13 protein-coding genes are annotated in these 15,148 nt (G+C 63.5%); 3 read left to right on the forward strand and 10 right to left on the reverse strand.

Annotated features, from left to right (window positions below; translation table 11 throughout):
- Nucleotides 1–117: 117 nt before the first annotated feature.
- Nucleotides 118–912 carry a stalk domain-containing protein gene (locus tag SRB521_RS03100; RefSeq protein WP_165366547.1) on the reverse strand — a complete coding sequence of 265 codons (795 nt, stop codon included), beginning with the start codon at nt 910–912 and terminating at the stop codon, nt 118–120.
- Nucleotides 913–1,139: 227 nt separating this feature from the next.
- Here SRB521_RS03100 and fusA point away from each other — a divergent pair, with 227 nt between their 5' ends.
- Together fusA and SRB521_RS03110 are read left to right on the forward strand one after the other, a co-directional pair.
- Nucleotides 1,140–3,212, forward strand: coding sequence for an elongation factor G (fusA, locus tag SRB521_RS03105; RefSeq protein ID WP_033116203.1), 2,073 nt, complete (start codon nt 1,140–1,142; stop codon nt 3,210–3,212).
- 203 nt (nt 3,213–3,415) lie between these two features.
- On the forward strand, nt 3,416–4,192 hold the full coding sequence (locus SRB521_RS03110) for an enoyl-CoA hydratase/isomerase family protein (RefSeq protein WP_033116204.1): 777 nt from the start codon (nt 3,416–3,418) through the stop codon (nt 4,190–4,192).
- Nucleotides 4,193–4,277: 85 nt separating this feature from the next.
- On the opposite strand, the gene SRB521_RS03115 is transcribed toward SRB521_RS03110, so the two are convergent.
- The 8 genes from SRB521_RS03115 to mce all read right to left on the reverse strand — a co-directional run bounded on the left by SRB521_RS03115 (nt 4,278) and on the right by mce (nt 13,548).
- Complete coding sequence (locus SRB521_RS03115; protein WP_075705263.1) at nt 4,278–5,129, reverse strand: 3-hydroxybutyryl-CoA dehydrogenase; 852 nt, start codon at nt 5,127–5,129, stop codon at nt 4,278–4,280.
- A gap of 112 nt (nt 5,130–5,241) precedes the next feature.
- A complete protein-coding gene (gene scpA, locus SRB521_RS03120) occupies nt 5,242–7,437 on the reverse strand; it encodes a methylmalonyl-CoA mutase (protein ID WP_207215993.1) in 2,196 nt (731 codons plus the stop codon).
- Nucleotides 7,434–9,323, reverse strand: a complete 1,890-nt coding sequence (locus SRB521_RS03125; RefSeq protein ID WP_116722599.1) for a methylmalonyl-CoA mutase family protein — start codon at nt 9,321–9,323, stop codon at nt 7,434–7,436. Before SRB521_RS03125 ends, scpA begins: the two co-directional genes overlap by 4 nt.
- A gap of 102 nt (nt 9,324–9,425) precedes the next feature.
- Nucleotides 9,426–10,769, reverse strand: a complete 1,344-nt coding sequence (locus SRB521_RS03130; RefSeq protein WP_116722600.1) for a sodium ion-translocating decarboxylase subunit beta — start codon at nt 10,767–10,769, stop codon at nt 9,426–9,428.
- A gap of 29 nt (nt 10,770–10,798) precedes the next feature.
- Complete coding sequence (locus tag SRB521_RS03135) at nt 10,799–11,191, reverse strand: biotin/lipoyl-containing protein (protein WP_033118753.1); 393 nt, start codon at nt 11,189–11,191, stop codon at nt 10,799–10,801.
- 28 nt (nt 11,192–11,219) lie between these two features.
- Nucleotides 11,220–11,555, reverse strand: coding sequence for an OadG family protein (locus SRB521_RS03140; protein WP_052082832.1), 336 nt, complete (start codon nt 11,553–11,555; stop codon nt 11,220–11,222).
- Nucleotides 11,556–11,573: 18 nt separating this feature from the next.
- Nucleotides 11,574–13,115, reverse strand: a complete 1,542-nt coding sequence (mmdA, locus tag SRB521_RS03145; RefSeq protein ID WP_033118752.1) for a methylmalonyl-CoA decarboxylase subunit alpha — start codon at nt 13,113–13,115, stop codon at nt 11,574–11,576.
- A 25-nt stretch (nt 13,116–13,140) separates the two neighbouring features.
- Nucleotides 13,141–13,548 carry a methylmalonyl-CoA epimerase gene (gene mce / locus SRB521_RS03150; RefSeq protein ID WP_033118751.1) on the reverse strand — a complete coding sequence of 136 codons (408 nt, stop codon included), beginning with the start codon at nt 13,546–13,548 and terminating at the stop codon, nt 13,141–13,143.
- A gap of 205 nt (nt 13,549–13,753) precedes the next feature.
- Here mce and SRB521_RS03155 point away from each other — a divergent pair, with 205 nt between their 5' ends.
- The gene (locus tag SRB521_RS03155; RefSeq protein WP_075705265.1) at nt 13,754–13,945 is read left to right on the forward strand and encodes a hypothetical protein; all 192 of its coding nucleotides are present in this window, start codon (nt 13,754–13,756) and stop codon (nt 13,943–13,945) included.
- On the opposite strand, the gene SRB521_RS03160 is transcribed toward SRB521_RS03155, so the two are convergent.
- Nucleotides 13,942–15,141 carry a thiolase family protein gene (locus SRB521_RS03160; RefSeq protein WP_033118749.1) on the reverse strand — a complete coding sequence of 400 codons (1,200 nt, stop codon included), beginning with the start codon at nt 15,139–15,141 and terminating at the stop codon, nt 13,942–13,944. The two genes, SRB521_RS03155 and SRB521_RS03160, sit on opposite strands and share 4 nt — an antisense overlap.
- Nucleotides 15,142–15,148 lie beyond the last annotated feature (7 nt).

Raw genomic sequence — 15,148 nt, forward strand, 5'->3', positions numbered from 1 at the left:
CTGTGCGGCGAAAAAGTAACGGCATTTTTCAGGCTGTCAAAAAGGCCGGAGGGCTTTTTGACAGCCTGGGCCCGCAGCTTTTCAAAAGCTGCGGGCCCATTGCCATAGATGAGCGCATCAGGTAAGGGAGAACCAGGCGCCGCCGGCGCCGGTGTAATCCGCCCCGAAGACCACCTTGGGGGCGGGGTCGCTCTGGTTGACCAGGAAGGCCAGATAGCCGTCCAGCGTACCGCCCTGGTAGACCCGCCCGTCAAATTTGGGAGAGGGCGTCACCACCGTCCAGAAGGCGGTGTACTGTACACTGTCGGCGCTGTAGAGGTCAAAGCCCGCCAGGTGGAAGGCCACGGCCTGGTCCGGGTCGGAGGTCTCGTCCACCTTGGCGCTCAGCCGCACCAGCACATACTCCTTACCAGTAGGGGCGGGATCGTTGAACTGGTTGGCCGCCTTGAGCGCCTGCCAGGCTTCGTCCCCCCGCAGGGACTCGGAGATCTGCATGGTGATGGTCCAGTCATCGTCTCCCTTGGCGTACCGGAAGGTATGGGCCGTGCCCAAGGGCACCGGGTCCGTGCGGCTGTAGGGGGACGCGCTCTCTTCGGGCACGGGGGCCTGTCCGCCGGGCGTGGAGAGGGCCACGGTCTGGCGCTCCTGGTCCCAGGTCACCTCCAGGCCCAGGGCGTCCGCCACCGCCCGGACGGGGAGATAGGTGGTGCCGTCCACGGCGAAGGGCTCCACTGCCGCCCCGTTGGCATCCTTCGGGTCCACCTCCCGGCCGTCCAGCGTGATGCGGATGCCGGAGTAGGTGGCCTCCAGGGTCCGCACCGTGGCGGCTAGGGCGGGGACGCCCAGCGAAAAGACCAGCGCCGTTACGGCGACGCCGGAAAAAAAGCTCCTCCATTGCTGACGATTTCTCATAAAAAACATCCTTTCCGCCCCCGCCTCGGAGGGCCGCTTTTTATAATAGAGAAAATGCGCGCCGATGTCAAATGGGGCGTAAGAAAGAGGCTCCAAAGGGGATTTACGTTTTTTATAAAAAATGAGTTGTCAAGATAAAGAGATTGAGATATAATGACTAAGACAGTGACGCATAGGTATGAGCGGCGCTTTCGACTGGATTCCAAAAGTAAGGAGAGGAAACGACTATGAGTTATTCCGCGCAAAACATCCGCAATGTCTGTCTGCTGGGCCACGGTGGAAACGGAAAGACGTCCTTGGCCGAGAGCATGCTGCTTCAGACCGGCGTGATCGACCGCATGGGCAAGGTGTCCGACGGAAATACCGTTTGCGACTTCGATCCAGAGGAGATCAAGCGCCAGTTTTCCATCTCCACCGCCGTGGTGCCTGTGGAGTATAAGGGCTGCAAGATCAATGTGCTGGATACGCCGGGCTATTTCGACTTCTCCGGCGAGGTCATGGAGGCCCTCCGGGTGGCCGACGCCGCCGTGATCGTCTGCTCGGCCAAGAGCGGCATGAGCGTGGGGGCGGAGAAGGCCTGGAAGTACTGTGAGGAGCGCAAGATGCCCCGCATCCTCTACATCTCCAAGACCGACGAGGACAACTCCGACTATAACGCCGCCTTTGACACCCTGCGGGACCGCTTCGGCAAGAATATCGCCCCCGTGGTGGCCCCCATCTGGGACGAGGGCAAGAAGGTCATCGGCATCATCGACGTGCTTAACAAGCGGGCCTATGACATTGAAAACGGCAAGCGGCACGAGATCCCCGTGCCCGACAACAAGAAGGACGTTCTCGACGAGCTGTACAACGCCTTGGTGGAGTCCGTGGCGGAGACCAGCGAGGAGTTCATGGAGCGGTTCTTCAACGGCGAGGAGTTTACCTATGCCGAGATGATCCAGGGCCTCCACGCCGGCGTGAAGGACCTCTCCCTGTTCCCGGTGGTCTGCGGCTCCGCCCTCTCCGGCCTGGGGACCCAGATGCTGCTGGACAACATCGTCAACCTCCTGCCCTCCCCGCTGGAGGGGCGTCCGGAGATGGGCGAGAACGACCACGGCGAGATGGTGGAGTTCGCCGTCTCACCCGGCGCGGTGCCCGCCGCCTTTGTGTGGAAAACAGTCTCCGACCAGTACGGCAAATACTCCTACGTCAAGGTGCTCTCCGGCACCATCGAGTCGGATATGCCCATCGTCAACGCCCGCACCGGCCTCACGGAGAAGCTGGGCAGGCTGTACGCCATCCGGGGCAAAAAGACCGAGGAAGTGAAGAAGCTCTCCTGCGGCGACATCGGTGCCGTGGGAAAGATGGACAAGGTAAAGACCGGCGACACCCTGTGCGACCCCCGCAACGTGGTGAAGCTGGAGCCCATCGGATTCCCCGAGCCCGTCTATTCCATGGCCATCCAGCCCAAGACCAAGGGCCAAGACGACAAGATCGCCGCCGGCCTCAGCCGCCTGGGCGAGGAGGACCAGACCTTTACCGTGGTCAACAACGCCGAGACCCGTCAGGTGGTGCTCTCCGGCACCGGCGACATCCAGCTCGACGTGCTGGTGTCCAGACTGAAATCCCGCTTCGGCGTGGAGGCCGAGCTGGTCCCCACCCGCGTGCCCTACCGGGAGAAGATCCGCAAGAAGGTGGAGGTCCAGGGCCGGCACAAGAAGCAGACCGGCGGCCACGGCCAGTTCGGCGACGTGTGGATCCGCTTTGAGCCCGGTGAGCAGGAGGAGATGGAGTTCTGCGAGGAGGTCGTGGGCGGAGCGGTGCCCAAGAACTACTTCCCCGCGGTGGAAAAGGGCCTCCGGGAGGCCGTGGTCCACGGTGTGCTGGCCGGCTACCCGGTGGTGTACCTGAAGGCCACCCTGTACGACGGCTCCTACCATCCGGTGGACTCCTCCGAAATGGCCTTCAAGACCGCCGCCCAGCTGGCGTATAAGGCGGCGCTGGCCCAGGCCAACCCCGTCCTGCTGGAGCCCATCGGCGAGCTGAAGGTCACCATCCCCGACAGCTACATGGGCGACGTCATCGGCGATCTCAACAAGCGCCGGGGCCGCATTATGGGAATGAACCCCGACGGCGAGGGCAACCAGATCGTAGAGGCCGAGGTGCCCATGGGCGAGATGACCACTTACGCCATCGACCTGCGCTCCATCACCCAGTCCAGGGGCAGCTTTACCTATCACTTTGTCCGCTATGAGGAGGCCCCTCCCGCGGCGCAGGAGAAGGCCATTGAGGCGGCCAAGGCGATGCAGGAGGCCGAGTAGGCACAGCGTTTCCCAGAAGGGCCCCTCCCGCGGCGCAGGAGAAGGCCATTGAGGCGGCCAAGAGAGGCAGGAGGCCGCATCGGTCCGTGCACAAGAGAGAAGAGAGGTTGGGCGCCCGCCCCGGAATTTCCGGGGCGGGCGCTGCCGATTTCGAGAGCAGACAGCCGGGTGGAACGGCGGGAAAAAGGGACAGGAGGGACACAATGAGCTACAAAAACATCAAAATCGAGATCACAGGCGGCATTGCGGTCCTGACGCTGAACCGGCCTGAGGTCCGCAACGCCCTGGATTTTGAGACCTGGGAAGAGATCCGGAGCGGAATGCGGGAACTGGGCCGAAGGGAAGGCGTGCAGGTGATCATCTTTACCGGAGCCGGCGGCAAGGCATTTGCCTCGGGGACCGATATCCGCGCCATCCATGACAGGACAGTGGCCGAGCAGATGAACAGCGAGGTCAGCGATACGCTCTATGAGATATCCACCCACAAAAGGCCCGTCATCGCCGCCATAGACGGCTATGCGCTGGGCGGCGGCTGTGAGCTGGCCATGGCCTGCGACATCCGCATTGCAACCAAGAAGTCCAGGTTCGGGCAGCCAGAGGTGGGGCTGGGCATCATTCCTGGCGCTGGCGGGACGCAGCGGCTCCAGCGTCTGGTAGGCATCGGCAAGGCCAAAGAGCTCATTTTTACCGGGGATATCATCTCTGCCGAGGAGGCGGAGCGGATCGGACTGGTGGAAAAGGTGGTGGAGGACGGCACGGTGATGGACGCAGCCATGGAGATGGCGAAAAAGATCCGGGCCAAGGGGCCGGTGGCCATCACTCTGGCCAAAAAGGCCATCCAGGTGGGCGCCGACACCGATCTTTACTCCGGGCTGTGCTTTGAGCGATATGCACAGGCCCTGGCCTATTCCACCGACGACAAGGCGGAGGGGACGCAGGCATTCCTGGAGAAGCGGCCTCCTGCGTTCAAAGGCAAGTAAGAAAAGGAAGTCTCCACCGCGCTTCGGCGCGGCGGAGACTTCCTTTTTTCTCATGATGTGCGGCGCGCATCCGGAAGGGCGCAGGTTATTTCTTGGAGTAGTCGTAGAAGCCCTTGCCGGTCTTGCGGCCGAGGTAGCCGGCGCGGACCATCTTGCGGAGGAGGAGAGAGGCGCGATACTTGGAGTCGCCGGTCTCCTGGTAGAGCACGTCCATGATGGCGAGGCAGACGTCCAGGCCGATGAGGTCGCCCAGCTCGAGGGGGCCCATGGGGTGGTTGGCGCCCAGCTTCATGGCTTTGTCCACGCCCTCGACGGAGGCGACGCCGGTGTAGACGAGGTCGATGCCCTCGTTGACCAGGGGGATGAGGATCTTGTTGACGACGAAGCCCGGGGCCTCGTTGACCTCGACGGGCTCCTTGCCGAGCTCGGAGGCGAGGGCGGCGATGGTGGAGTAAGTCTCGTCGGAGGTCTTGGCGCCGCGGATGACCTCCACCAGCTTCATGACGGTGGCGGGGTTAAAGAAGTGCATGCCGATGACCTGCTCGGGGCGCTTGGTGACGGCGCCGATCTCGGTGATGGAGATGGAGGAGGTGTTGGAGGCCAGGATGGTCTCGGGCTTGCAGATGCCGTCCAGGTCGGTGAAGATGCCCTTCTTGATGGTGGGGTTCTCAGTGGCGGCCTCGATGACCAGGTCGGCGTCGGCGGCCTGGTTCAGGTCGGTGGTGAAGGTGATGTGGGCCAGGATGTCGGCCTTCTTGGCCTCGTCCATCTTGCCCTTGGCCACCAGCTTGTCCAGGCCCTTCACCAGGCGGGCCCGGGAGGCCTGGATGAGTTCATCCTTGATGTCGCGGACGACCACGTCAAAGCTCTTCTTGGCAAAGACCTGGGCGATGTCCAGCCCCATGGTGCCGCCGCCGATGACAACGATTTTCTGCATAGTGCAACAACTCCGTTCTGATATAGGTTTGGCCCTGTCTGAAATACAGCTCGCCAAAGCGTGAAAAAGTACCCTGCCGGCCGGAATTCCGGCCGGCAGGAGAAAAAGCGGATCAGTCCGTATAGCCCAGGCGCTTGTTGAGGGCAATGAGCATCTCTTTGGCGCACTCGGGGATGATGGAGCCGGGCCCAAAGATACAGGTGGCGCCATGCTCATAGAGGAAGGCGTAGTCCTGCGGCGGGATGACGCCGCCGGCGATGACCATGATATCCTCGCGGCCGCGCTTTTTGAGCTCCTCCACCAAGGCGGGCAGCAGAGTCTTGTGGCCGGCGGCCAGGGAGGACATGCCCACGATGTGCACGTCGTTGTCCACAGCCTCCTGCGCTGCCTCCTCCGGGGTCTGGAAAAGGGGACCGATGTCCACGTCGAAGCCCATATCGGCGTAAGCGGTGGAGACCACCTTGGCGCCGCGGTCGTGGCCGTCCTGGCCCATCTTGGCGACCATGATGCGGGGCCGGCGGCCCTCGCGCTTCTCGAACTCGTCGGTCATCTTGCGGACTTCCTCGATCTCGGCGCTGTCGGAGAACTCGCCGGAATATACGCCGGAGATGGAGTGGATGACGGCCTTGTGGCGGCCGGAGACCTTTTCAATGGCCATAGAAATCTCTCCCAGACTGGCGCGGGCGCGGGCGGCCTCCACGGCCAGCTCCAGCAGGTTCCCCTCGCCGGTCTCCATGGATTTGGTGATGGCGTTGAGGCACTGATCCACCTTCTCCTGGCTGCGCATGGAGCGCAGCTTTTCCAGGCGGGCGATCTGCGCCTGACGGACGGCGGAGTTGTCCACCTCCAGAATGTCGATGGCATCCTCGTGGTCCAGCGTCAGATAGTTCAGACCGACGATCTTCTCCTTGCCGGAGTCGATGTGGGCCTGACGGCGGGCGGCGGCCTCCTCGATGCGCATCTTGGGCAGGCCGTTGTCGATGGCCTTGGCCATGCCGCCCAGCTCCTCCACCTCCTGGATGTGGCCCCAGGCGCGGCGGACCAGCTCGTCGGTAAGGGCCTCCACATAGTAGGAGCCGCCCCAGGGATCGATGACCTTGCAGACCTTGGTCTCATCCTGAATGTAGAGCTGGGTGTTGCGGGCGATGCGGGCGGAGAAGTCGGTGGGCAGGGCGATGGCCTCGTCCAGCGCGTTGGTGTGGAGGGACTGGGTGTGGCCGAGGGCGGCGCCCATGGCCTCCATGCAGGTCCGAGCCACGTTGTTGAAGGGGTCCTGGGCGGTGAGGGACCAGCCGGAGGTCTGGCTGTGGGTCCGCAGCGCCATGGACTTGGGGTTCTTGGGGTCGAACTGGTGGACGATCTTGGCCCACAGCAGGCGGGCGGCCCGCATCTTGGCCACTTCCATGAAGTAGTTCTTGCCGATGCCCCAGAAGAAGGAGAGGCGGGGGGCGAACTGGTCCACGGTCAGGCCGGACTTGATGCCGGTGCGGATATACTCCAGACCGTCGGCCAGGGTGTAGCCCAGCTCGATGTCGGCGGTGGCGCCGGCCTCCTGCATGTGGTAGCCGGAGATGGAGATGGGGTTGAACTTGGGCATGTTGGCGGAGGTATAGCGGAAGATGTCGCCGATGATCCGCATGGAGGCCTCAGGGGGATAGATATAGGTGTTGCGGACCATGAACTCCTTGAGGATGTCGTTCTGAATGGTGCCGGAGAGGAGCTTTTTGTCCACACCCTGTTCCTCGGCGGCCAGGATATAGAAGGCCATGATGGGCAGCACGGCGCCGTTCATGGTCATGGACACGGACATCTGGTCCAGCGGGATGCCGGAGAAGAGGATCTCCATATCCAGGATGGAGTCAACGGCCACGCCGGCCTTGCCCACGTCGCCCACCACACGGGGGTGATCGGAGTCATAGCCGCGGTGGGTGGCCAGGTCGAAGGCGATGGACAGACCCTTCTGACCGGCGGCCAGATTGCGGCGGTAGAAGGCATTGGACTCCTCGGCGGTGGAGAAGCCGGCGTACTGACGGACGGTCCAGGGCCGGGTGACGTACATGGTGGGGTAGGGCCCGCGGAGGAAGGGGGGCACGCCGGCCATGAAGTCCAGGTGGTTCATGCCCTTCAGGTCTTCGGCGGTATAGATGGGAGCGACGTCGATCTGCTCCACGGTATGGGAGATGAGCTCTTCCAAACTCTTGCCGGTCTCTTTTTCGATCTGCGCCTTCCAGGCGGCCTTTCCGGCGGCACGGTCCTCGCTGCGGTCACGGAATGCCATGGAGGCAAAATCAGGCTTCTTGTTCATCATTCTACCCCCTTCGTGCTCTGGATCTTGCTCAGGATATCATAGCAGTTGGCCTTGACGTGGATAAAGTCCTCCACGCCGGCTTCCAGATAGGCATCCTTGTACTCGGGGGCGGGAGCGCCGGCCAGGAGTACGGTGGTGTCCGGCTTGGCGGTCTTGATCTTGCGGGCCAGCTCCGGCACGATCTCGGGATAGGTGGCGTCGGTGGAGCAGATGACCACAACAGGGGCGCCGGACTTCACGGCGGCGTCGGCGCAGGCGTCCACGGTGGGGAAGCCGTCGTTGCGCAGCATGTTGAAGTGTGCGACCTCGAAGAAGCCGGCGGCGAAGTCGGCGCGGGCCTTGTGCTGGGGGATGGGGCCCATATTGGCAAGGAACACATCCAGGGTCTTACCGGTCTTTTCCATCCAGGCTTCGGTCTTGGCCCGGAGCGCCTCATAGCGCTCGGTCCAGCGGTGGGCCTCGATGGGTTTGGCGGTGACCACCGCAGGGCCGGCGGGCGCGGGGACGGCCTTGGGCGCGGGGCGGTCCAGCTTCTGCTCCAGCACGTTGGCGTACATGTTCACGCCCACAGCACGGTCGGCCCGGGTGTCCAGGTTCTTGAAGCGCTGGGCCAGCGTGGCGGCCACGTCATCCTGAAGGGCGCCGGAGAGAATGACGGATTCGATGCCGCCCTTGCTCTCGATGTTCTGGAAATAGGCCCAGATGCTCTCGGCGAGCTGGGCGGTAAGGGTCTCCACATACCAGGAGCCGCCAGCGGGGTCCACGGGTTGGGTGAGATGGAACTCCTCCTGCATCATCACCTGAATGTTCCGGGCGATGCGGCGGGTGAGCTCCTCGCTGGAGCCGAAGGGCTCGTCCAGCGGCGCCACTTCCATGGCGTCTACGCCGCCCACCACGCCGGAGAAGGCCTCGGTGGTGGTGCGGAGAATGTTGACATAGGGGTCGTAGGCGGTCTTGGTAAAGGCAGAGGTGCGGGCGAAGACATGGAGCTTCCGGGCCTCCTCAGAGGCACCGTAGGCCTCGGCGATCTGGGCGTACACCATCCGCGCGGCGCGCAGCTTGGCGATCTCCATAAAGAAGTTGGCGCCCAGCGCGAAGCGGAACTGGATGGACTGGGCGGCGGTGTCGGGATCAATCCCGCGCTCCAACATGGCGCTGAGATAAGCGGAGGCGGTGGCCATGCAGGCGCCCACCTCCTGGACGGCGGTGGCGCCGCCGTTGGCGTAGACGAGGCCGTCCACCAGCACAGTGCGCACGCCAGCGCCCAGCTTGACGGTCTCCGCCATCTCGTCAAAGAGCTTCTCCATGGTGACGGGCAGCCGCCCGTCGGCCAGGAGGGTGCCATAGGGGTCGCCGCCCACGCAGCCCTTGAGGGTCTTGAGGTCGACATCGGCCAGGGACAGCAGGCTCAGGGTCCGCTGAGCGGCCGCGCCGCAGTCCAGGTAGACCGGGGCCTTGGTGAGATCCACACCGGCGAACAGCGCGCGCACATCGTCCGAGCACTCCAGCACCACGCCCTTGCGGCCGATGGTGAGGTTCACGGCGGTGGCGCCCTTTTCCAGCTCGTGGAGGATGTCGGCGTTGGCCTGGGTGGGAGCAGCGCCCTCCACAGCCTGGGCCACGTCCCAGCGGTCGGCGATGTAGCCGGCGGCTGCGGCCCCGCGGAGATAGTCCTCGCGGCCCGGGAAGGTGCTGGTCTCCTGGATATACTCCATGTCGGCCTTGGTATAGATGGGCTGGAGGGTAATGCCCTCGTACGTCTTGGTAAACAGTTTTTTCTGGAAGTCCCCGCCCTTCAGAGAAGTAACAGCCTCTTCCTTCCACACTTCATAGGAGGTGGGCTGAAATTCCTCGAACGTAACGGGGGGATAGACCTTATCTGCCATAATGTCGCTCCCTTTTCAAGTGAATTTCCAAAGATCCTGTGGGGGGATGGAGTGCCGCCCGGGTCCGCATCCCGCGTGGGCCCGGGCGGCCAAGTCATACCATTAGAGGTAAGAGAGGAGGATGCCGGCCGCAATGGCGGAGCCGATGACACCGGCCACGTTGGGGCCCATGGCGTGCATGAGCAGGAAGTTGGAGGGGTTCTCCTTCTGGCCCACCACCTGGGACACACGGGCCGCCATGGGGACGGCGGACACGCCGGCGGAGCCGATGAGGGGGTTGATGGCATTGCCGCCCATGAGCTTGTTCATCAGCTTGGCCATGAGCACGCCGCCTGCGGTACCCAGGCTGAAGGCCAGTACGCCCAGCACCAGGATACCGATGGTCTTGATGTTGAGGAAGGCCTCGGCCGTGGCGGTGGAGCCCACGGAGACGCCCAGGAAAATGGTGACGATATTCATCAGCTCATTCTGGGCAGTCTTGCTGATGCGGTCCACCACGCCGCATTCCTTCATCAGGTTGCCCAGCATGAGCATACCCAGCAGGGGCACGGTGGAGGGAACCACAAGGCCCACCAGCGTGGTGACGGCGATGGGGAAGATGATTTTCTCGGTCTTGGAGACCGGGCGGAGCTGCTTCATCACGATCTGGCGCTCTTTCTTCGTGGTGAGGGCCTTCATGATGGGCGGCTGGATGACGGGGACCAGCGCCATGTAGGAGTAGGCGGCCACGGCGATGGGGCCCAGCAGGTGCTCGGCCAGGCGGGCCGTGGTGAAGAGGGCGGTAGGACCGTCGGCGCCGCCGATGATACCGATGGAGCCGGCCTCCTGGGGGGTGAAGCCCAGCAGAATGGCCAGGAAGAAGGCGCCGAAGATGCCCAACTGGGCCGCGCCGCCCAGCAGGATGCTCTTGGGATTGGCCAACAGGGGGCCGAAGTCGGTCATGGCGCCCACGCCCAGGAAGATGAGGGGCGGATAGATGCCCAGCTTCACGCCCAGACGGAGGTAGTAGACCACGCCGCCGTAGTTGCTCTTCACGGCTTCCATGACGACGGAGCCGTCCTCGGCGATGTTCTGTACCAGATGCTCACCGGCAGCCAGCAGAGCCGCGCCGGTGGAGTCGGAGGTGTTGAGCAGAATGTTGGTCAGCGACAGCATCTCTGAGGAGCTGAGCTTGTCGCTCAGGTCCAGGCCCAACTGCTGGAGATAGGGGGCCAGGAATTCAGGAGAGAGAAGGCGGACGGTCTCGCTGGGGTCGTCCGCGATGCCGCCCAGAGGCATATTGGCCAGGAACATGCCAAAGGCGATGGGCAGCAGCAGCAGAGGCTCGTATTGCTTTACAATAGCTAGGTACATCAGGACGAAGGAGACCAACAGCATGACAGCCTGCTGCCAGGTGATGGAGGCCAGGCCGCTGGTCGCCAGAAAATTGAGAATTGCTTCTCCCATTATCTCACCTCAAATCTGTGGGACCGGCCTTAGCCGATCACGACGAGCACATCGCCAGGCTGCACGGCGTCGCCGGTGTTGACCTGGACCGCCTTCACGGTGCCGTCTACGCCGGCGTAGATCTCATTCTCCATCTTCATAGCCTCCAAAATAATAACGGCGGCATCGGCCTTCACCGTGTCGCCCACCTTGCAGTTGACGCGGGCGATGGTGCCGTTCATGGGGGCGGTGACCTGGGTGCCGTCACCAGCGGGGGCGGCAGCCTTGGGCGCAGGGGCAGGAGCGGCGGGAGCCGCAGCGGGCGCAGGGGCAGGAGCGGCGGGGGTAGAGACAGGGGCCGCGGCGGCGCTGACGGCGCCGTCCAGCTCGGTGACCTCGACATCATAGGAAGTGCCGTTTACGGCGATACGGAAATGTTTCATAGCAGACGTTTCCTCTCTTTCTCCAAAATCAATTCTGTTCCAGCCGTCCGGCCTGGGCCCAAGCCGCGGAAGTTTGGATGGGGCGGACCACCAGGCGGACCCGGTCGGGGGAGGTGTTCAGGTAGGCGGCCACCGCCGCGGCCAGCACGGCTACGATAGCCTCATCCTTGGAAGAGGCCGCGGGAGTGACCGGCGCGGCGGCAGCGGGGGAAGAAACCGCGCCGCCCTGCTTAGGGTTTTCAATTTTTTTAGTCTCCTTCGGGCCAAAGAGCTTGCCAATCGCCACAATCATCAAATTGATGACGAACAGCAGAATCAGAACAGTGCCCATGCCGAGAACGGCCAGGATGACGGCGTCACGCATATCCGGTTCCTCCTAACGTCAGACGGGGAAGTTCCCGTGCTTTTTGTGCGGGTTGGAAACACGCTTGGACGCGAGCATATTGAGGGCGGCGGCCACCTTCTGGCGGGTCTCGCAGGGCTCGATCACGTCGTCCACATAGCCGCGTTTGGCTGCCTGATATGGGGTGGCGAACTCGGCGCGGTAGGCGTCCAGCTTCTCCTTGCGGGCGGCGGCGGGATCGGCGGCGGAGTCGATCTCCTTTTTGAAGATGATGTTGGCGGCGCCGTCGGGGCCCATGACCGCGATCTCGGCGGTGGGCCAGGCAAAGACCATATCGGCGCCCAGATCCTTGGAGCACATGGCCAGATAGGACCCTCCGTAGGCCTTCCGGGTGACCACGGTGATCTTGGGCACGGTGGCTTCGGAGTAGGCATAGAGCATCTTGGCGCCGTGGCGGATGATGCCGCCGTACTCCTGGCTGGTGCCGGGCAGGAAGCCGGGCACATCCACAAAGGTCAACAGGGGGATGTTGAAGCTGTCGCAGATGGAGATGAAGCGGCCTGCCTTATCGGAGGCGTTGATGTCCAGGCATCCGGCCATGGCCTTGGGCTGGTTGGCCAGCACGCCCACGCTGCGGCCGCCGATTCGGGCAAAGCCGGTGATCATGTTCTGCGCGTAGTAGGGCTGGACCTCGAAGAAATCGGCGTCGTCCACCACGCTGAGGATGACCTGTTTCATATCATAGGGAGTGTTGGAGCTCTCCGGCATCACGCTGTTGAGCGCGTCGCAGATACGGTTGACGGAGTCGGAGGTCTCCACCACGGGAGCGGTCTCCATATTGTTCAGGGGCAGATAGCCCACCAGCTTGCGGATGGCGGCCAGGGTCTCGGCCTCGGTGGGGTAGACAAAGTGGGCCACACCGGAGGTGGTGTTGTGGGTCATGGCGCCGCCCAGCTTCTCTGCGGTGACGTTCTCGCCGGTGACGGTTTTGATGACCTGGGGACCGGTGATGAACATGTTGGAGGTCTTATCCACCATGAAGATGAAGTCGGTGAGGGCGGGGGAGTAGACCGCGCCGCCGGCGCAGGGGCCCATGATGGCGGAGATCTGGGGCACCACGCCGGAGGCCCTGGTATTGCGGTAGAAGATGCCGCCGTAGCCGGCCAGCGCGTCCACAGCCTCCTGGATGCGGGCGCCGCCGGAGTCGTTGAGGCCGATGACGGGTGCGCCCATCTCCATGGCCAGGTCCAGCACCTTCCAGATCTTCTTGGCATGCATCTCGCCCAGAGAGCCGCCCACAACAGTGAAGTCCTGGGCATAGACATACACAAGGCGGTTGTCAATGGTACCGTAGCCGGTGACCACGCCCTCGCCGGGGGCCTCCATGCTCTCCATGCCGAAGTTGGTGCAGCGGTGCTCCACGAAAGCATCCAACTCCACAAAGCTGTTGGGGTCCAGCAGCGCAGTGATGCGCTCCCGGGCGGTCATCTTACCGGAAGCGTGCTGCTTCTCCACCCGCTTGGGGCCGCCGCCAGCTTCGATCTTTTCGCGTCTCTTGCGGAGATCTTCGATTCTATCCATATTGCCTGCCTCCTTCTCCCTTTACTCAGGTCCGCTGGGTCAGCTCGATGAGGACGCCGCCGGTGCTCTTGGGATGTACAAAGGCGATGGAGGCGCCGCCCGCGCCGTAGCGGGGCTCCTCGTCGATCATGCGGTAGCCCTTTTCCTTCATCTCGGCAATGGCTGCGCGGATGTCTGGCACCCGGATGGCCACATGCTGGATGCCGGCGTGACCGCCGTTTTTCTCCAGAAACTTGGCGATGGGGCCGTCGGGGGCGGTGCTCTCCAGCAGCTCCAGCTCGCTGTCGCCGCAGGGGAAGAAGGCCACCTTCACCTTCTGATCCGCTACGATTTCGGTGCCGCCGGAGACAAGGCCCAGCGCCTCGTAGAACTTGCAGGCCTCCTCCAGATTGGGTACGCCGATTCCAATGTGATCTACTCTTGTGGGATTCATGGTAAAACTCCTTTCCTGCGCATATGCGGGTGTTGAACTCCCCTCTTGCGGGCGCGCGGCAGGACGCCGCAGGACCAAAACGGCAAACGGGAGGCTCCCTCGCCGAAAGAAAGCCGTACCCATCTGGGCCTCAAACCCGTCCGGAACAACGCCTGCCGTGAGTGCGTCCCCTCGGCAGCGAGGGCGGGCGGTCTGGTTCCGCCGTATGTTAAAGATGGTGGGAAATGGGGCCCACGTGGCCGCCGCTTTCATGCCGAACCGGCACTGGGGCGGTGGCGCTCCCCGTCTCCGCCTGGATCGCGCCGCGGGAGAGGCGCCGGGAATCGAAAACGACGGGGCCCCAGCCGCCCGGCTGCGCCGCCGGGGGCTGGGGAACGGTCGTATTCTTTGGATTTAGAGTTTCTCGAAGGCCATGGCCATGCCCAGGCCGCCGGCGATGCAGATGGAGGCGAGGCCGAACTGGACGTCCCGCTTCTGCATCTCGTGGACCAGGGTGGTGGAAATGCGGGCGCCGGAGCAGCCGAGGGGATGGCCCAAGGCGATGGCGCCGCCGTTGACGTTGACGATCTCGGGGTTGAGGCCCAGCTCGCGGACGCAGGCCACAGACTGGGCGGCAAAGGCCTCGTTGATCTCCACCAGGCCGAAGTCCTCCAGTTTCAGCCCCTTGGGCTCCAGAGCCTTCATCAGCTTGCGGGTCGCGGCCACGGGGCCCATGCCCATGATGCGGGGGTCCACACCGGCGGCTGCGCCGGCGATGATGCGGGCGATGGGCTTGAGGCCCAGCTCCTTGGCCTTGTCGGCGGACATCAGCACCAGGGCGGAGGCGCCGTCGTTGCGGCCGGAAGCGTTGCCGGCAGTGGTCACGCCGTCGGCGAAGATGGGTTTGAGCTTCGCCATCTTCTCCAGATTGGTGTCCCGCTTGGGATACTCGTCGGTGTCGAACACGATGGGGTCTTTCTTGCGCTGGGGGATCACCACGGGGACGATCTCATCCTTGAAACGGCCGGAGTCAATGGCGGCCACGGCGCGGTGCTGGCTCTCCAGAGCGAACTGATCGCAGTCCTCACGAGTGACGCCGAACTGCTTGGCGACGTTGTCGGCGGTCTGGATCATGGTGAAGGTGCCGTAGATATCGGCGGGCTGGCTCTTGGGCTGGCTTTCGGTGTTGGGGTCCACCAGGGCCTGATTGCCGTTGCCCACGCCGAAGCGCACGTTGCGGACATAGAAGGGGGCGGTGCTCATGCTCTCGACGCCGCCGCAGAGCATGATGTCGGAGTAATCGCACTGAATCTGCTGCATGCTGGAGAGCATGGCCTGCATGCCGGAGGCGCACTGACGATGGACGGTGTAGGCGGGAGTGGCCTCGGGGATCTGGAGCATCAGGGAGGAGACACGGGCGATGTTGGGGGCATCGGTGGTCTGCTTGGCCTGACCGGCAATGACCTCATCGAACATGTCCTTGCTGATGCCGGCCTTCTCGATGGCGCCCTCATAGGCAGTGGCCAGCAGCTTCTCCGGCAGGGTGTTCTTCAGCGTGCCGCCGATGGAGCCGATGGGAGTACGGACTGCGGATACGATGACTACTTCTTTCATGGTTTTG

This window comes from Intestinimonas butyriciproducens (assembly GCF_004154955.1).
Lineage (GTDB): Bacteria > Bacillota > Clostridia > Oscillospirales > Oscillospiraceae > Intestinimonas > Intestinimonas butyriciproducens.